Source organism: Pseudomonas sp. P106(2024) (assembly GCF_057480815.1).
Map to the genome: position 1 here is coordinate 541,819 of NZ_JBLIYU010000001.1, position 15,198 is coordinate 557,016.

The window sequence follows — 15,198 nt, forward strand, 5'->3', positions numbered from 1 at the left end:
CTATACTTGTACTCATCACCGCATCCCCCTGGAGTTACGCCATGCTCAAGGCCGCGATTGTCCTGATGCTGCTGGCCACCATCGCCAGCCTGTTCAGTGGCCTGGTGTTCCTGGTCAAGGACGACGACCAGTCGACCCGCCTGCTCAAGGCCCTTACCGTACGTGTCGCCCTCGCCACCCTGACCATCGCGCTGGTGGCCTGGGGCTTTATCAGCGGGCAGTTGGTCTCCCACGCGCCGTTCTGAATTACCTCGATCCCTGTAGGAGCGCGCCGCCCTTCAAAGCACATACACGAATATGAACAACCCCACCCACACCACATCCACGAAGTGCCAGTACCAGCTCGCCGCCTCGAAACCGAAGTGCTTGTCCGGCTCGAAGTGCCCGCGCATCACCCGGCAGAACATCACGAACAGGATCAATGTCCCCAGCGTCACGTGCGCGCCGTGAAAGCCGGTGAGCATGAAGAACGTCGCTCCATAGATCCCCGACCCCAGGGTCAGCCCCAGCTTGTTATAGGCCTCGTGGTACTCGTAGGCCTGCAGCGCAAGGAACCCCAGCCCCAGCAGGATGGTCAGCCCCAACCACAGTTTCAGCGGGCCACGATGGCCCTTGCGCAGAGCATGGTGGGCGATGGTCACGGTCACGCTGGAGCTAACCAGCAGAATGGTGTTGATCAGTGGCAGGTGCCACGGGTCGATGACTTCCTTCGGTGGCGGGAACAGTTTCGGGTCCGGTGTGTGCAGCAGCGGCCAGACGAACTCGAAGTTGGGCCAGAGCATGTGCGCCACGCCCTTGGCTCCATCGCCCCCCAGCCACGGCCCGGCCAGCACCCGTACGTAGAACAGCGCGCCGAAGAAGGCCAGGAAGAACATCACCTCGGAGAAAATGAACCAGCTCATGCCCCAGCGGAAGGAACGGTCCATCTGCGCGCTGTATAGGCCGGCATGGCTCTCCTTGACCACCGCGCCGAACCAGCCGAACAGCATGTACGCCAGGAACAGCCCCCCGATGAAGAAGATCAGCGGCCCGTGGGACTCCGGGTGGCCGGCCTTGAGATCGTTGAACCAGGTGCCCAGGCCAAACACGGTGATGAACATGCCGATCGTGGCGATGATCGGCCACTTGCTCTGCGCCGGGACGTAGTAGTGCTCGTGGCTTGCCATGCTTGATCTCCTTCCCTCAATGGGCGGCCTCGGTCGCGACATGGGCGACCGGCGGGTGGCGAGCGGTGATGTCGAACAGGGTGTAGGCCAGGGTCAGGTGCTTCACCGACTCCGGCAGGTCGCGGTCGACGATGAAGCGCACCGGCATTTCAATGCGCTCGCCCGGCTGCAGCACCTGCTGGGTGAAGCAGAAGCACTCGGTCTTGTGGAAGTACGCCGCAGCCTCGGCCGGGGTGATGCTGGGGATAGCCTGGGCGCTCATCGGCTGGTTGGTCGGATTGCGGGCGATGAAGATCATCTGGTTCACCGCCCCGGGATTGACCTCGATCTGGTCGGCGGTGGAATGAAATTCCCAGCTCATGTCGCCGGCGTTGGTGGACATGAACTGCACCCGCACCGAACGCGACGGGTCGCTCACCTGGGTGCCCGCGTACTGCCCGCCGGTCTTGCCGTTGATGCCGAAAGCCTTGCACATCACATCGTAGATCGGCACCAGGGCGAAGCCGAAGGCGAACATCACCACGGTCAGCATCAGCAAGCGGCTGACCAGGCGTTTGAGCGACAGGCCGTCCATGGGCAGGCTCCTACTTCACTTCCGGCGGGGTCTGGAAGGTGTGGTAGGGCGCCGGCGAAGGAATCGACCACTCCAGGCCCTCGGCGCCGTCCCAAGGCTTGGCCGGTGCCGGCGCGCCACCGCGGATGCACTTGATGACGATGAACAGGAAGAAGATCTGCGTGGCGCCGAACATGAACGCGCCGATCGACGAGACCATGTTGAAGTCGGCGAACTGCAGGTTGTAGTCCGGGATCCGGCGTGGCATGCCAGCCAGGCCGACGAAGTGCATGGGGAAGAAGGCCAGGTTCATGCCAACGAACGACAGCCAGAAGTGCAATTTGCCGAGGGTTTCGTCATACATGTGGCCGGTCCACTTCGGCAGCCAGTAGTAGGCCGAGGCAAAGATGCCGAAGATCGCCCCAGGCACCAGTACGTAGTGGAAGTGGGCGACCACGAAGTAGGTGTCGTGGTACTGGAAGTCGGCAGGCGCAATGGCCAGCATCAGGCCGGAGAAGCCACCGATGGTGAACAGGATGACGAAGGCGATGGCGAACATCATCGGTGTCTCGAAGGTCAGCGAGCCTTCCCACATGGTGCTGACCCAGTTGAACACCTTCACCCCGGTGGGCACGGCGATCAGCATGGTCGCGTACATGAAGAACAGCTCGCCTACCACCGGGATGCCGACCACGAACATGTGGTGGGCCCAGACGATGAACGACAAGAAGGCGATGGCCCCGGTGGCGTAGACCATCGAGGTGTAGCCGAACAGCGGCTTGCGCGAGAACGCCGGGATGATCGAGCTGACCGCGCCGAAGGCCGGCAGGATCATGATGTACACCTCGGGGTGGCCGAAGAACCAGAACACGTGCTGGAACAAGACCGGGTCGCCACCGCCGGCGGCGCTGAAGAAGCTGGTGCCGAAGTGAATGTCCATCAGCATCATGGTCACCACGCCGGCCAGCACCGGCATCACCGCGATCAGCAGGAACGCGGTGATCAGCCAGGTCCAGACGAACAGCGGCATCTTCATCAGGGTCATGCCCGGGGCGCGCAGGTTGAGGATGGTGGCGATCACGTTGATCGCGCCCATGATCGAGCTGATGCCCATCAGGTGGATGGCGAAGATGAAGAAGGTCACGCTCGCCGGGGCGTAGGTGGTCGACAGCGGGGCGTAGAAGGTCCAGCCGAAGTTCGGACCGCCACCGGGGCTGAACAGGGTCGAGACCAGCAGCAGGAACGCCGCCGGCAGCAGCCAGAAGCTGAAGTTGTTCATCCGCGGCAGGGCCATGTCCGGGGCACCGATCATCAGCGGGATCATCCAGTTGGCCAGGCCGACGAACGCCGGCATCACCGCGCCGAACACCATGATCAGCCCGTGCATGGTGGTCATCTGGTTGAAGAACGCCGGCTCCACGATCTGCAGGCCGGGCTGGAACAGCTCGGCGCGGATCACCATGGCGAACGAGCCGCCGAGCAGGAACATGGAGAAGGCGAACCACAGGTACATCGTGCCGATGTCCTTGTGGTTGGTGGTCAGCACCCAGCGCATCAGGCCTTTGGCCGGGCCGTGGGCGTGTTCATGACCGTGGGCGTGGTCGTCGATCACTGCACTCATGTCCTGTCTCCTGCAACCCTAAGGCACCGGTTCATTTGCTTTCCGCCTGCTTGAGCGCCAGCACGTCCTTCGGCGTGACCATGTCGCCCTTGTTGTTGCCCCAGGCGTTGCGTTCGTAGGTGACCACGGCGGCGATATCGACTTCCGAGAGTTGCTTGCCGAACGCCGCCATGGCGGTGCCGGGCTTGCCGTGGAAGACGATGCCCAGGTGGGCTTCCTTGGGCCCGGTGGCGATCTTCGAGCCCTTGAGCGCCGGGAACATCGGCGGCAGGCCCTGGCCTTCGGCCTGGTGACAGGCCACGCAGGTGGTGTGGTAGACCTTGTCGCCGCGTGCCACCAGCTCTTCGAGGGTCCAGTCCTTGCTGGTCAGCTCCTTGAGCTTGGCCGCCTCGGCCTTGCGCTCGCCAAGCCAGGTGTCGTAGTCGGCCTTGGACTTCACCTCGACCACCACCGGCATGAAGCCGTGGTCCTTGCCGCACAGCTCGGTGCACTGACCACGGTAGATGCCCGGCTTCTCGACCCGGGTCCAGGCCTCGTTGACGAAACCGGGGATGGCGTCGCGCTTGACCGCGAAGGCCGGCACCCACCAGGAGTGAATGACGTCGGCGGCGGTCACCAAAAAGCGCACCTTGGCGCCCACCGGCAGCACCAGCGGCTGGTCGACCTCGAGCAGGTAGTGCTCATCCTTCGGCGATTTGTTGTGGATCTGCTCGGCGGGGGTGGCCAGGTTGCTGAAGAACTCGACGTCCTGGCCCAGGTACTTGTAGTGCCACTTCCACTGGTAGCCGGTGACCTGGATGTCGATGTCCGAGTCGCTGGCGTCGTAGATGTCGATCAGGGTCTTGGTGGCCGGAATGGCCATGGCCACCAGGATCAGGAAGGGAACCACTGTCCAGAGGATCTCGACCCAGGTGTGCTCGTGGAAGTGCGCGGCCTGCTGCCCGGTCGAGCGGCGGTGGATGACCATCGACCAGAACATCGCGCCGAACACCACGATGCCGATGATCACGCAGATCCAGAAGATGGTCATGTGCAGGTCGAACACTGCGTGGGAGACTTCCGTCGCCCCGGGCGCCATGTTCACCGTCCATGCTGCCTGTGCCTGACCGAACAACGACCACAGCAACAGGCCCATCCAGACATGTGGATGTCGCATCATTGCGGGTTCCCCTTATCGTTCTTGTAGTCCCGGAGGCGTGGACGACCTGCTACGACAAAGGGGGGAACGGTGGCCAAGACTGCCTGGCTTCGACGACCGAGCCCCCTGCTTAAGGCAGTCGGGCCTCATCAACGAATCACGTTTCACCCGGAGTATAGACACCGACCAATGGTGCGCAACGCAGCACTTGAAATGATCTTGGCTCAACCAAACGTTTGCTCTGAAAGCCTCATGAATACTGGGCCGGGACACAATAATGGCACTTTGATATAGCCAATTTCCTACACGCACGTGAGAGATATAACAAATGCGTCTTAGCCATTCTCGTAAGCAAGCTAACTTAGTGTCTTCCGTTTGTAACGCCATGTCCCTGGAGTTGTCATGAACATCGCTGCTGTACGCGAGCAGATCGAAAATGCCCATCAACATGAGAGCCGTACAGGCCAACTGAAAGCCCGCCTCGAACTGCAACTGCCACACCTGCATCCATCGATCCAACTACCCCAGCAGGATGCCCAGGGTACCCTGGCGCGCTTTGTCGGCGCCTACATCAACGAGGTTCCGGAACTGCTCGAAGCCGCGCACAACGTGGCGCTCGAAGCCGGCATCGAGACGCAGATCAAACCGGTACTGAAAATTGCCGAGGCCTACTTCCTGCAGCCGCCGAGCGTGATGGCGGGGCAGGTCGGGCTGGACTGCCTGCTGGACGAGGCCTACCTGGCGCATCGCCTGGTCGAGGAGGTCAACGACCTGTATATCCGCCATTTCCAGCAGCCGCTGATTCCGGTGGATACCACGGTCGCCAACCTGATCGCCCATCAGCTGATCGGCGAGACGTTTGCCAACCAGCTGGATGAGGTGGTGCATCATTCGGTGGATGAGATGCTTGATGACGAGAGCTTTGCCGTGGAATCGGTGGAGGTCTACCGCGACAAGCTGTCGAGCCCGGAAACTGGCGCCGCGTGGAAACGCTGGCCGTGCCTTTCGCGCCAGCTTGGTGTGGAGCTGGGGCAATCGGCCTGAGCAAACCTCAAAATTGCCGGGGCCGCTTTGCGGCCCTTTCGCGACACAAGGCCGCTCCCACAGGTTCAGTGCATGATTCAATTTCTGCGCTGTATCTGTGGGAGCGGCCTTGTGTCGCGAAAGGGCTGCGCAGCAGCCCCAGGATCCTCAGATCAGACTAGGCCCCAACCCCCGCCGTAGTCCGCAGCCGTCCCTCGACCCGCCGCTTCAAACGCCGCTGCTCCAGCACCAGCCGCGAGCCCTTGGCCGCGCCGCTGCGCCCCCAGTCCTCCAGCAGTTCCAGGCAGGAATGGTCGATATAATTCAGGTTGCCCAGCGGCACATGCAACGTGGTCCCTTCCGGTACCGTGTCCAGCACCTGGGTCAGCGCCGGCACCTTGAGGAAGGTCGCCGCCCCGCTCAGGCGCAGCTCCATGTGCCCCGGCACGTCCAGCGCCACCAGGTTGATCTTCAAACGCGCCGCCTTGAACGCCAGCTTCAGCAGGGTGAGGGCAAAGCCCAGCAACACGCCGGTCAACAGGTCAGTAAAGATGATTGCCAGTGCAGTCGCCGCATAGGTGAACATCGGCATCCGTCCATAGCGGCCAAGACCACGGAACGCCCTGAAGTCCACCAACTTGACCCCGGTATAGACCAGCACCCCGGCCAGGCTGGCCACAGGTATCTGCTGCAGCACGCTACTCAGCGCCACCACGAAGGCCAGCAGCCAGATACCGTGGAAGATCGCCGAGGCCCGTGTCTGCGCGCCGGCCTGGACGTTGGCCGAGCTGCGCACGATCACCCCAGTCATCGGCAGCGCACCAAGCACCCCGCAGAGCATGTTGCCAACACCTTGCGCCGACAACTCACGGTCGAAGTCCGAACGCTGGCCGCTGTGCATGCGGTCGACGGCTGCGGCGGACAGCAAGGTCTCGGCACTGGCGATGAAGGCCAGGGCGAAAGCCGCCACCAGCAGGGTCGGGTCGGCCAACTTGAGCAGGTCATCCGGACGCAACCAGTCGATGGCCTCGGACAGATCGGCCGGCACCTGAACGCGGTTGACCGGCAGCGCCAGCCACAGGCTGACGGCCGTCATCGTCGCCACCCCAAGCAGGGCACCGGGGATGAAGCGCAGCCGCTGCGGGCGCAGGCGCTCCCAGCCCCACATGATGGCGATCGTGCCCAGCCCGAGCGCGCCGGCTTGCCAGCCGTTGCCCGCGCTTTCCAGCGGCAGGGCCGAAGCCAGCGTCGCCGGGAAGCCCAGCAGGTTGTCCACGCCCGAGGGTTGTGGCGCCGTGTCGAACATCACATGCACCTGGGACAGCACGATCAGCACGCCGATCCCGGCGAGCATGCCGTACACCACCGCCGGCGCCGTGACCCGGAACCAACAGCCCAGGCGTAGGCGCCCGGCCAGCAGTTGCAGCAGGCCGGCCAGCAGCAGGATCGGCCCGAGCATCGCCACGCCATGCTGGCGCACCAGTTCGAACACCAGCACTGCCAGCCCCGCCGCCGGGCCGCTGACCTGCAATGGCGAGCCGGCAAGAAAACCCACCACGATACCGCCAATGATGCCGGTGATCAGTCCTTTGGCCGGTGGCATGCCCGAGGCGATGGCAATGCCCATGCACAACGGCAGGGCGACCAGGAAAACCACCACCGAAGCCAGCAACTCGCGCGGCAGGGCCGCCTTTATCTGTGTCATGTTCACCATGTAGCTCCTTTCTAGATTCACGGCCATTCCGCTGGCCGCCAGCACGGGGAACCCTGAATGACGCGCAGGCGCGAGCCGCCAGCAGGTCTGCCGGCAAGGCATTCAGGGAGATTCAAGGCAGGCGAAGGCCGCGCCGCACCCGTCGGGTGCAGCCGGCAATCAAGGCTTGTTCAGCGTGTTCGGGTCGCTTAGTAGCGGCCTCTCGGTGTGGCAGAGGGGATCGGCTCGCCGGCGGTCAGCGGCAGGAAGCGATCGCTGGCGGCATCGTAGGCTTCGATCTGGCTGGTTTCGATGTCGTAGATCCAGCCATGGATGTGCAGCTGTCCGGCGGCCAGGCGCGAAGCGACCGACGGATGGGTACGCAGGTGGTGCAGCTGGGCGATGACGTTTTCCTTGGTCACCAACTGCATGCTTTCGTGCTCGCTGCCGCAGGAGCAGTTGTCCTCGATCACGGTCCGCGCCACTTCGGCATGGCGCAACCAGGCGGAAACGGTCGGCATCTTGCTCAGCGACTGTGGGTTGAGCACCGCGCGCATGGCGCCGCAGTCGGAATGACCGCAGACGATGATGTGGTGCACGCCCAGCGCCAGCACCGCGTATTCAATGGCGCTCGACACACCGCCGTTCATCTGGCCATACGGCGGCACGACGTTGCCGACGTTACGGGTGACGAACAGGTCGCCCGGCGAGCTCTGGGTAATCAGCTCAGGCACGATACGCGAGTCGGCGCAGGTGATGAACATGGCGCGCGGCTTCTGCGCGGTGGCCAGTTTCTTGAACAGCTCTTGCTGCTCGGGGAAGACTTCGGTGTGGAACCGCAGGAAGCCGTCGACGATATGCTTGAGGGCGGCATCGGCGCTTTCGGCGGGTGCGGCCGGGACAACCTTGGATGGGTCCTTGACGGGCATGATTCATCCTCTTGACGGTTTGAAAGTGAATGCCATGTTACCGGGGAAAGATTGGGGTGACGCGGGGATTTAGATGACGCGCACGGGTAAATAATCACAGTCACTGCTGACTCATGACTCACGCTAGCGTAGGAAACTTAACTGAAACTTAATTGCGCAGGCTCTAGAACGGGCGTTCTAGATGAGCGAGGGGAGTGCTGGATAATAGCAAAAAAGCATCAGATGCCAAGGGTCATGAGTGAAATTACAGGGTTGTTTTAGTTGCGCTGATGCAGTGCATGCCGTGCCAGGCGCCTAGCCGCGTGGGAAATGCAGTCAAAAACCCAAGGAGACGCTCTACTGCGAGCTTTCTGACAACATTCATGTCGCTCTTCCGATTTTTTAGAGGCACTTCGCCAGTATAGGATGCGCGTCCTTCGTCACCGCCAGACACGGACCGTCATGCGCCTCCGCAATACCTTGATCCACACCACCTTCCTGGCAGGCCTGATCTTGTGCACGCCATTGCTTGCCGAGCCGCAACGCGCCGAACTGCTGCAGGTCTATCAACACGCCGTCGAACAGGATGCGCGTCTGAGCGCCGCCCGCCACGAGTTCCAGGCACTCAGCGAACGCGTGCCGCAAGCACGGGCGGGGCTGCTGCCAACCCTCAATGCCGGCGCCACCTTCGAAAGCACCCGCCTGCAGCGCGACGAGCCCGCGCTCACCCGTACCCGCAGCGGCATGGTCTACCAGGCCAACCTCAACCAACCGCTGCTGCGCCTGGATCGCTGGTACGCCCTCAAGGCCGCCGAGGCCGGCACGGCGCAAGCCGGCCTGGACCTCGCCGCAAAGGAACAGTCGCTCATCCTGCAAACCGCGGAGGCCTACTTCGATACCCTGCGCGCGCTCGATGCGCTGGCCGCGGCCAAGGCCGAAGCCAAGGCCCTCAAGCGCCAGCAGGAACAGGCCCAGGGACGTCTGGCCAACGGCGCCTCCAGCATCACCGATGTGCTCGATGCCCAGGCAGCCTACGACAACGCCAGCGCCAACCGCCAACTGGCGCAACGCAAGGTCGACGACGCCTTCGAGACGCTGTACCGCCTGACCCGCCAGGACTATGCGCAGATCGCCGGCATCGCCCACCAGCTGCCGGTCCAGGCGCCGGTGCCCAACGATGCCAGCACCTGGGTCGAGCAGGCGGTGCAGAGCAACCTCAGCCTGCTGTCCAGCGGACACGCCGTTGATGCCGCCATGCAGGCCAATCGCCAACGCAAGGCCGGACATGCTCCCACCCTGGATGCCGTCGCGTCCTATCGCAAGGGCGACAACGACCGTTTCGGCTACAGCAACCCGACCGACTTCGGCCGCAACGGCTACCGCGACGACATTGCGCAGGGCACCTTGGGGCTGGAGCTGAACATTCCACTGTACGCAGGTGGATTGACCAGCTCGCAGGTCCGTGAGGCAGGCGAACGCCTGGCCCAGAGCGAAGACGAACATGAGGATCGCCGCCGCGAGGTGGTGCTGCAGACCCGCAACCTGCACCGCGCGGTCAACGCCGATGTGGAACAGGTCCAGGCCCGCCAGCAAAGCATCCGCTCCAGCCAGGCGTCGCTCAAGGCCAACCTGGTGGGCAGGGCACTCGGCTCACGCAACACCGCTGATGTGCTCAATGCCGAACGCCAGTTGTACCGCGCCGTGCGCGAATACAACGACGCCCGCTACGACTACATCATCGACTCGCTGAAGCTCAAGCAGGCCGCCGGCAGCCTGGCCCCCCAGGACCTGCTTGAGCTGTCCCACTACTTGAGCCGGGACTACGACCCGGATCGCGACTTCCTGCCGCCAGAGGCCAGGCGGCCTGTCGCCGGCTAAACAATCGAATGAAATAACAATCATCTGATGATGGCAAAATGATTACAAAGTTTTGCAAAACTTCGCTAACCTATTGAAATAGGTAGCTTTACCAGGCCATACCAGCCTGCATGGACGCGTTATGAGTGAACACCAAACAGGCACCCCGGACACCGGGCTGATCTGCCTGCTGATGCTGGCCCGTTTCCACAACGTGGCAGCCTCCGGCGAACAGCTGGCCCACGAATTCACCGATGGCCAGCAAGCCTTCACCACCCCGCAAATACTGCTGGCTGCGCGCAAGCTCGGGCTCAAGGCCAAACGCGTCGAGAGCCGCGCAGAGCGCCTGGCGCAGACGCCACTGCCGGCGATCGCCGCCGACCGTGAGGGCGGCTTCTTCATCATCGCCCGCATGGACCAGGGCAAGGTGCTGATCCAGGATCCGCGTGCCGAGCGACCCGAGGTCATCGACCTGGCCACCCTCGAGCAACGCTGGAGCGGCGAGTTGCTGCTGATGCGCAGCGAAGCACTGGCCCCCGGCGAATCCTCGCGCTTCGACTTCACCTGGTTCATCCCGGCCATCGTCAAGCACCGCAAGCTGCTCGGCGAAGTGACCCTGGTGTCCTTCGTGCTGCAGATCTTCGCCCTGCTGACACCGCTGTTCTTCCAGGTGGTGATGGACAAGGTCCTGGTGCACCACGGCCTGACCACCCTGGACGTGATCGCCATCGGCCTGCTGGGCATCATGCTGTTCGAGTCGGCCTTGAGCGGCCTGCGCAGCTTCGTCTTCGCCCACACCGCCAGCCGTATCGACGTCGAGCTTGGCTCACGCCTGTTCCACCACCTGATCCACCTGCCGCTGGCCTACTTCCAGGCACGCCGGGTCGGCGACTCGGTGGCGCGGGTGCGCGAGCTGGAGAACATCCGCAACTTCCTCACCGGCAACGCCATCACCCTGGTGATGGACGTGTTGTTCTCAGTGGTGTTCATCGCCGTGATGTTCTACTACAGCGGCTGGCTGACCTTGGTGGTGGTGGCTTCGCTGCCGCTCTACGCGCTGGTTTCGCTGCTGATCACACCGGTGCTGCGCCAGCGCCTGCAGGACAGCTTCAACCGTGGCGCCGAGAACCAGGCGTTCCTGGTCGAGACGGTCAACGGCATCGACACCCTCAAGTCGATGGCCGTCGAGCCGCAAGTCCTGCGGCGCTGGGACAACCAGCTGGCGGCCTATGTCGCCGCGGGCTTCAAGACCCAGACCCTGTCGACCCTGGCCAACGAAAGCGTCGGCCTGATCGGCAAGCTGGTGACCGTCGCCACCCTCTGGCTCGGCGCACGCCTGGTGATCGACGGCCAGCTCACGGTCGGCGAGCTGATCGCCTTCAACATGCTGGCCGGGCGCGTGGCCCAGCCGATCATGCGCCTGGCCCAGCTGTGGACCAGCTTCCAGCAGACCGGCGTGTCGGTGCAGCGCCTGGGCGACATCCTCAATACCCGCACCGAACTGTCGTCCTCGGCCCGCAGCGCACTGCCGCCGTTGCAAGGTGGCATCGAGTTCGACCAGGTGCATTTTCGCTACCGTGCCGACGGCTCGGAGATCCTGCGCGGGGTCAGCCTGCGTATCGCGCCGGGCGAAGTGATCGGCGTGGTCGGCCGCTCCGGCTCCGGCAAGAGCACCCTGACCCGCCTGCTGCAGCGGCTGTATGTGCCCGAACGCGGCCGGGTGCTGGTCGACGGTATGGACCTGGCCCTGGCCGATGCGTCCTCGCTGCGCCGACAGATCGGCGTGGTGCAGCAGGACAACCTGCTGTTCAACCGCAGCATCCGCGAGAACATCGCCCTGGCCGACCCCGGCACCCCGTTGGAAACCGTGATGCAGGCGGCGCGCCTGGCCGGTGCCCACGACTTCATCCTCGAACTCGCCGAAGGCTACGACACGATGGTGGGCGAGCACGGCGCCTCGCTCTCGGGCGGGCAACGCCAGCGCATCGCCATTGCCCGGGCGCTGATCGGCGACCCGCGCATCCTGATCTTCGACGAAGCCACCAGCGCGCTGGACTACGAGTCCGAACGCATCATCCAGCAGAACATGCGTTCGATCTGCCAGGGGCGCACGGTGATCATCATCGCCCACCGCCTGTCCGCCGTGCGCGATGCCAACCGCATCGTCGTGGTGGACCGTGGGCAGATCGTCGAACAAGGCAGCCACGCCGAACTGCTCGCGCACCAGGCCGGGCACTACGCCAGGCTGCACCGCCTGCAACAGGGCTGATCCTCTCACCACCTCACTCCAAGGAGAGGCCATGTCCGCCTATTCCAGCCTCTGGCAGCGCTACCGCGAGGCCTGGCAGCACGCCTGGCGCCAACGCAAGGCGCTCGACGCGCCCCTGCGCGCCGCCCACGAAATCGAGTTCCTGCCCGCCGCCCTGGCCCTGCAAGAGCGTCCACCGCACCCGGCGCCGCGGGTGTTCGTCTGGAGCATCATGGGCTTTGCCGCCCTGGCCCTGCTGTGGGCCTGCCTCGGTCATATCGACGTGGTCGCGGTGGCCTCGGGCAAGGTGGTGCCGAGCGGGCGCACCAAGCTGGTCCAGCCCAGCGAGACCGCGGTGGTCAAGGCCATCCACGTCAGCGATGGCCAGCGCGTGAAGGCCGGCGAGTTGCTGCTCGAACTCGACCCGACCACCGCCGACGCCGATGTGCGTCGCAGCGAAAGCGAACTGTTGGCCGCGCGCATCGACGTGGCACGCAGCAGCGCGATGCTCCAGGCCATCGCCAGCGGCCAGCCTCCGCAGGGGCTGCAAGGCGACATCGAGCATGCCGACGCGCTGCAGGTGCAGGATGCCGAACGCTGGCTGCAGGGGCAGTACCAGGAATACCGCAACAACCTCGACCAGGTCGATGCCGAGATCCAGCAGCGCGGCGCCGAGATCCAGGCCGCACAGGTGCAGGTGGCGAGCCTGCGCAAGACCCTGCCGATCGCCACGCAGCTGGCCCGGGACTACCAGAACCTGCTGGAGCAGCAGTACGTGGCCCGCCACGAATACCTCGACAAGGAACAGGCCCGCCTCGACCTGGAGCGCCAGCTGCAGGTGCAGCAAGCCAGCGTGCTGCAGTCGACCGCCGCGCAGTCCGAGGCCCGCCGCCGCCGCGAGGGCGTGGTGGCCCAGGCTCGGCGCAGCCTGCTCGACCTGCAGCAGACCGCCGGGCAGAAAGTCGCCAGCCTGCGCCAGGAACTGGCCAAGGCGCGCTACCAGGAAGCCCGCACGCAACTGCTGGCCCCGGTCGACGGCACCGTCCAGCAGCTGGCGGTGCACACCGTCGGCGGCGTGGTCACCCCGGCCCAGGCGTTGATGGTCATCGTGCCCGGTGACCAGCCGGTGGAGGTCGAGGCACTGCTGGAGAACAAGGACGTCGGCTTCGTCCAGGTCGGGCAGGCAGTCACGGTCAAGGTCGAGACCTTCACCTACACCCGCTACGGCACGGTACAGGGCGAAGTGCTGAGCGTGTCACGCGACGCCATCGAGGACGAACGCCGCGGGTTGGTGTACAGCAGCCGCATCCGCCTGGCCAGCGACCACCTGCAGGTCAACGGCCAGGCCGTGGCGCTGACGCCGGGCATGGCGGTGAGCGCCGAGATCAAGACCGATAAGCGGACGGTGATCGATTACTTCCTGAGTCCGTTGCAACAGCATGCGCAAGAAAGTTTGCGGGAACGATAACGCTTGAGACCTGGGCTGGCTTATCCAGAATTCGAGCACATCCATTAAACGTCCAAGTACGCCGAATATGGCAACCCAGGAATCACTCCAATGACGCCTGCTCGATTAATCCCAATAGTTTTCTTGTATCTGTTTTCCGGTGCCAGCATCGCCTGTACGTTTCGTGACACTCGTAACAACGCCGTCTACGAGTTGAATCTGTCAGAGGCTGAATGCCGTACGATCTCGTATATTGATGGGCCCATCATCCCGATGCGCCTCAGCTATCCGGAAGGTAAAGTCGTTGACTCGGCATGGCGGGGGGAGACCATTCACCTCCTTCTATACCATGTCGACTCGACGCATCGGTTAGATCGCATGCTTGACGGGGCCTCTTACATCCGAAGCATCGGCGACCTGGATGTCTATAAAGACTCGAGCGAAGAATTTTATCTGCTCAGGGGTAGTGATAGCGCGCGTATTTTTATCAAAGAACGCGGCTATACGTGGCTTGCGAAGCGCATGTATAGCGGGGTGTTGATCCAGTATCAATACGACCGCCGACTCACGAACTTTGCAACAATTGACAATCTCATAATGGCCGCGCTCGAGCACATGCTCGGGCGCCAGGGTGAACAATGATTAGGCTCAAGTCATACCGCCGCCCCAGCATTCTAAATCCAGTTTGTTTTTTGCTGGCGGCTTGTCTACCCCTTACTGTTATCGCCGACTGCAGGCCAAACGTGGGTCCTGCGCCGTCCCGCTTGGCGCACCTTGAGCTGAGTGATCAAGAGTGCAGGACACTCGAACGAATGGGATCGCCACAAATTTTTATGACATTGGACTTCCCAACGGGCGAAGTCGTTGAGCAAACCCCGCGTAACCGAAAGATCAGAGTCCGCATTCGTGAGGCCGGTCCATATTTCAATTTGATGGCCGCGTTCGCAACACTTAAGCCAACACGCGAGGAACCTGGCATTACGATATATGGCAGCGATGACGATGCCACCTATCTTTTGACGGGGTCCGACGGTGAAAAATTTTACGTGACAGCCATCGTGGAGACCTGGGTAGCCCATAGGACTTACAAGGGGCTCGACGTGAACTATCAATACAGTCGAAACATAAAAAACTTTAAACAAATGGACGATGCGGTGCTCAAGCTTCTGAACAGAGTTTTCATCAAAACCCAGGAGTAGAAAACACACATAACATGATTAGGCTTCTTTTCGCCGATCAGGGAGCGCGCCAGCGCAAACTCACTCATCTGCGAGAATCCTCTCGTACGCACTCAAATTAAGGTTAAAGGATGAACATGATAAACATGACAGCTGAGCAGCTGTCAGAACTCACACGCCTGCGCGATAGCAAACGCTACCCCGACATGTATCGCTATATGCTCGAGGTCGTGACTGCGCAAAAAACTATCACTCACGATGCTCAAGCGCTAGACGATTTGACTACTGCTCAGACGTGGTTGAATGTAGCTATCAGCGTCAACTCGAATGATGGTCAGTTTCCAAACCAGATGGTCCGCGGGTCAA

Annotated in this window: 13 protein-coding genes; 7 read left to right on the forward strand and 6 right to left on the reverse strand. The window is 62.8% G+C overall.

Going from position 1 to position 15,198, the window contains the following annotated elements; translation table 11 throughout:
• Positions 1-41: 41 nt before the first annotated feature.
• Positions 42-245, forward strand: a complete 204-nt coding sequence (locus tag AC25M7_RS02490; RefSeq protein WP_028688692.1) for a twin transmembrane helix small protein — start codon at positions 42-44, stop codon at positions 243-245.
• 33 nt (positions 246-278) lie between these two features.
• On the opposite strand, the gene AC25M7_RS02495 is transcribed toward AC25M7_RS02490, so the two are convergent.
• Genes AC25M7_RS02495 through coxB form a run of 4 tightly spaced genes read right to left on the reverse strand, consistent with a single transcriptional unit; the run spans position 279 to position 4,499 of the window.
• On the reverse strand, positions 279-1,166 hold the full coding sequence (locus AC25M7_RS02495; RefSeq protein ID WP_028688693.1) for a cytochrome c oxidase subunit 3: 888 nt from the start codon (positions 1,164-1,166) through the stop codon (positions 279-281).
• Positions 1,167-1,182: 16 nt separating this feature from the next.
• On the reverse strand, positions 1,183-1,740 hold the full coding sequence (locus tag AC25M7_RS02500; RefSeq protein WP_207851241.1) for a cytochrome c oxidase assembly protein: 558 nt from the start codon (positions 1,738-1,740) through the stop codon (positions 1,183-1,185).
• A gap of 10 nt (positions 1,741-1,750) precedes the next feature.
• Positions 1,751-3,340 (reverse strand): cytochrome c oxidase subunit I, encoded by a 1,590-nt coding sequence (ctaD, locus tag AC25M7_RS02505; protein WP_486970708.1) that lies wholly within the window; start codon positions 3,338-3,340, stop codon positions 1,751-1,753.
• A 31-nt stretch (positions 3,341-3,371) separates the two neighbouring features.
• On the reverse strand, positions 3,372-4,499 hold the full coding sequence (gene coxB / locus AC25M7_RS02510; RefSeq protein ID WP_028688695.1) for a cytochrome c oxidase subunit II: 1,128 nt from the start codon (positions 4,497-4,499) through the stop codon (positions 3,372-3,374).
• A 381-nt stretch (positions 4,500-4,880) separates the two neighbouring features.
• Here coxB and AC25M7_RS02515 point away from each other — a divergent pair, with 381 nt between their 5' ends.
• A complete protein-coding gene (locus tag AC25M7_RS02515) occupies positions 4,881-5,522 on the forward strand; it encodes a hypothetical protein (RefSeq protein ID WP_182321981.1) in 642 nt (213 codons plus the stop codon).
• Positions 5,523-5,679: 157 nt separating this feature from the next.
• Here AC25M7_RS02515 and AC25M7_RS02520 read toward each other — a convergent pair whose 3' ends face one another.
• On the reverse strand, positions 5,680-7,215 hold the full coding sequence (locus AC25M7_RS02520) for a SulP family inorganic anion transporter (protein WP_220467265.1): 1,536 nt from the start codon (positions 7,213-7,215) through the stop codon (positions 5,680-5,682).
• Positions 7,216-7,403: 188 nt separating this feature from the next.
• Positions 7,404-8,123, reverse strand: coding sequence for a carbonic anhydrase (locus tag AC25M7_RS02525; protein ID WP_028688698.1), 720 nt, complete (start codon positions 8,121-8,123; stop codon positions 7,404-7,406).
• 441 nt (positions 8,124-8,564) lie between these two features.
• Between AC25M7_RS02525 and AC25M7_RS02530 the strand changes: the two genes are divergently transcribed.
• The 5 genes from AC25M7_RS02530 to AC25M7_RS02550 all read left to right on the forward strand — a co-directional run bounded on the left by AC25M7_RS02530 (position 8,565) and on the right by AC25M7_RS02550 (position 14,853).
• Positions 8,565-9,980 carry a TolC family outer membrane protein gene (locus AC25M7_RS02530; RefSeq protein ID WP_088851676.1) on the forward strand — a complete coding sequence of 472 codons (1,416 nt, stop codon included), beginning with the start codon at positions 8,565-8,567 and terminating at the stop codon, positions 9,978-9,980.
• A 121-nt stretch (positions 9,981-10,101) separates the two neighbouring features.
• Positions 10,102-12,228, forward strand: a complete 2,127-nt coding sequence (locus tag AC25M7_RS02535) for a type I secretion system permease/ATPase (protein WP_088851677.1) — start codon at positions 10,102-10,104, stop codon at positions 12,226-12,228.
• Between the two features lie 31 nt (positions 12,229-12,259).
• A complete protein-coding gene (locus AC25M7_RS02540; protein ID WP_088851678.1) occupies positions 12,260-13,675 on the forward strand; it encodes an HlyD family type I secretion periplasmic adaptor subunit in 1,416 nt (471 codons plus the stop codon).
• Between the two features lie 90 nt (positions 13,676-13,765).
• Positions 13,766-14,296: a hypothetical protein gene (locus AC25M7_RS02545; protein WP_069015948.1), complete on the forward strand. Its 531-nt coding sequence runs from the start codon at positions 13,766-13,768 to the stop codon at positions 14,294-14,296.
• Between the two features lie 170 nt (positions 14,297-14,466).
• Complete coding sequence (locus AC25M7_RS02550) at positions 14,467-14,853, forward strand: hypothetical protein (protein ID WP_028688703.1); 387 nt, start codon at positions 14,467-14,469, stop codon at positions 14,851-14,853.
• Positions 14,854-15,198: the final 345 nt, after the last annotated feature.